Here is a 2,503-nt window from a genome sequence, read left to right as displayed (position 1 = left end):
ATAAGATGGTTAGATTATATTAGGCAAAAATATGGCTAATAAACAAGCATTCCACACAACGGGTAAATTTTGGGCTATAGAGCATTTTCCAAAAGGAATAGCAAGAAGCGGCCACTTTACTAAAGAACAAGCACAATTACTCGAAGATTATGGTAAGTCATACAAGGCTCTCTATGGCGGAGAGCTAAAGCCTAGGTGTGATGAAGAGAAAGAGTTTGTATCCGTTTTTATGGGGAAAAAAGAGGCCTCTAGCATTCATGAAAGAGCGTGGAAACGCTTCTTAGAAGTAAGCAATCAAAGGCAGCGCTTACACATTTCTATGGGCGCCCAGCCTTCTTCATCAGTAGATTTTTCATCTTATGATGATGACAGCAACTTAAGCGATTAGGCCTTCTCAATAAGGGGATCTAATTTACTAATCGATAATTTTTATTTATCAGGAAATTATGAACATGAATATGAATAAGTTCATCGCTGTTCTGGCCTTGGTCATACCTATGTTGATTCCGAACTTTTCTCTCGCAGAAGAACCTCAAACTAAAGAAGAGCAATGCGCTCAATACGGCTCCTATCAAGATAGTGATGGTATTTGGCAAACATGCGACCCTGAGGAAACTGAATCCACTGATTAGTGATTCCGTTCCCTCACCAGTAACGCTATACGTCTTTTATATTCAACCTATTCGCACACCGGAGTCACCTATGTCACCAAGCGATAACAAAGTAGTCATTGGTAGCGAGGAGTGGTGCGCATTTCCCGAGCTAGGAATCCCGGCCATAAAAGCGCGTGTGGATTCGGGGGCAAAAACATCGTCTATTCATGCTTTCAACATTCAGCAATTTCGTAGAGATGGGGCTGCATGGGTGAGTTTTGAAGTGCACCCGCTTCAGAATAATCGCCGTACAGTTATCAGGTGTGAGCGCCCGATCATAGACAAGCGAGTTGTTAAAAGCTCTAGTGGCGTCTCAGAAACCCGTTTTGTTGTGCAAGCGCCACTAAAAATTGGTGAAATGATTTGGGAAGTAGAGTTAACGCTTGCTAATAGAGACTCCATGGGTTTCAGAATGCTTCTTGGGAGAGAAGCTATGGTAGGCCGGATGCTTGTTGACCCTGAACAAGAAGACTTGATGGGTGCAATTTCACAAGAAACAATCGATGGATATTATGGAAAAAAGGAACCTGAAAAGAGTGGTCTTAAGATCGCCCTGCTCGCAAGCAATGAAGAGCTGTATAGCAACCAGAGATTACTGGAGGCTGGCGAAGAGCGAGGCCATGAAATGGTTTTCCTCAATGTTAAGCAATGCTATATGAAACTGGATGCACTGGAACCTGAAGCGCATTATCGCGGAGGAACGATACTTAATGATTTGGATGCTGTCATTACAAGAATAAGACCTAGCGTGACATTTTACGGAACCGCATTAGCTCGCCAATTTGAAAGCATGGGGATCTATACAACGAACTCCTCAGCTGCAATTTCACAGTCCAGAGACAAACTGTTCTCTTTGCAACTCATGCTCAAGAGTGGCATCAATATTCCAACGACTGGTTTTGCTAACTCACCAATAGACACAAATGACCTCATTGAAATGGTGGGCGGCGCACCCTTGATCGTGAAACTTCTTGAAGGCACACAGGGGCGAGGTGTCGTTCTGGCCGAAACAAAAAAAGCAGCAGAAAGTGTTATCAACGCCTTCAAGTCTTTGAGGGCTAACTTGCTTGTGCAAAAATTTATTAAAGAGGCAAATGGCAAAGATTTACGATGTTTTGTTATTGATGGAAAAGTTGTTGCTTCAATAGAGCGCTCAGCAGCCCCTGGTGAGTTCAGAGCGAATATCCATCAAGGCGGGTCGGCGTCAATCGTAAAAATAACCAAAGAAGAAAGAGCATTAGCAGTGAAGGCTGCTAAAGTATTAGGTCTTCAGGTTGCTGGCGTTGATATTATACGGTCTGATTCCGGTCCGTTATTGCTTGAGGTGAATTCTTCCCCAGGTCTTGAAGGCATTGAGACAGCGACACGTAAAGATATCGCTGGCATGGTTATATCTTCGATAGAGAAGAAGCTTAAGTGGAAGAGACAGCTACCAACTATTGAAAGCGAGTAAGTCGACTTCTTCGCATCAAACGATAACAACGATTCAGGAGCTAGTATTGGATCAGCAACAAGATAAACCGAGTAAAATTAAGCAGAACATCGACCGGTACGGTATAGATCACTGGGGTAATGACTACTTCGGAGTTTCTGATGAAGGCTGTGTCACGGCGAAAACCTTGAATGTCTCTATTCCTTTGATGAACATTGTAGAAGGAATGATCGATCGGGACCTTCAGATGCCGGTTTTGTTGCGAGTCGAAAATATTCTAGATGCTCAAATTAAGCGCCTAAATGATGCCTTTGCTGAGGCGATAGAAAAGTTAAACTATCAATCACCTTATCGGGGTGTTTATCCGATCAAGGTAAATCAACAAGCGCAGGTTGTTGAAGAGATTGCCAGTTTTGGT

The 2,503-nt window shown here is 43.1% G+C and carries 3 protein-coding genes and 2 pseudogenes; all 5 read left to right on the top strand.

All coding sequences use genetic code 11. The features are described 5' to 3' along the window. Window positions 1–31 precede the first annotated feature (31 nt). On the top strand, window positions 32–388 hold the full coding sequence (gene maoP, locus A3757_RS16330; protein WP_068508873.1) for a DUF413 domain-containing protein: 357 nt from the start codon (window positions 32–34) through the stop codon (window positions 386–388). A 64-nt stretch (window positions 389–452) separates the two neighbouring features. Further along, complete coding sequence (locus tag A3757_RS16325) at window positions 453–632, top strand: hypothetical protein (protein ID WP_068508871.1); 180 nt, start codon at window positions 453–455, stop codon at window positions 630–632. Next, a pseudogene (locus A3757_RS26925) lies at window positions 583–1,110 on the top strand (ATP-dependent zinc protease); the annotation flags it as partial. The gene A3757_RS16325 and the pseudogene A3757_RS26925, both read left to right, overlap by 50 nt. Window positions 1,111–1,128: 18 nt before the next feature. Then, window positions 1,129–2,106 carry a 30S ribosomal protein S6--L-glutamate ligase gene (gene rimK / locus A3757_RS16320; RefSeq protein ID WP_197470084.1) on the top strand — a complete coding sequence of 326 codons (978 nt, stop codon included), beginning with the start codon at window positions 1,129–1,131 and terminating at the stop codon, window positions 2,104–2,106. Between the two features lie 46 nt (window positions 2,107–2,152). Then, window positions 2,153–2,503, top strand: a pseudogene (locus tag A3757_RS16315) (arginine decarboxylase); the annotation flags it as partial.

The organism is Oleiphilus sp. HI0117 (assembly GCF_001635235.1).
This window is presented reverse-complemented; position numbering and strand designations above follow the sequence as displayed.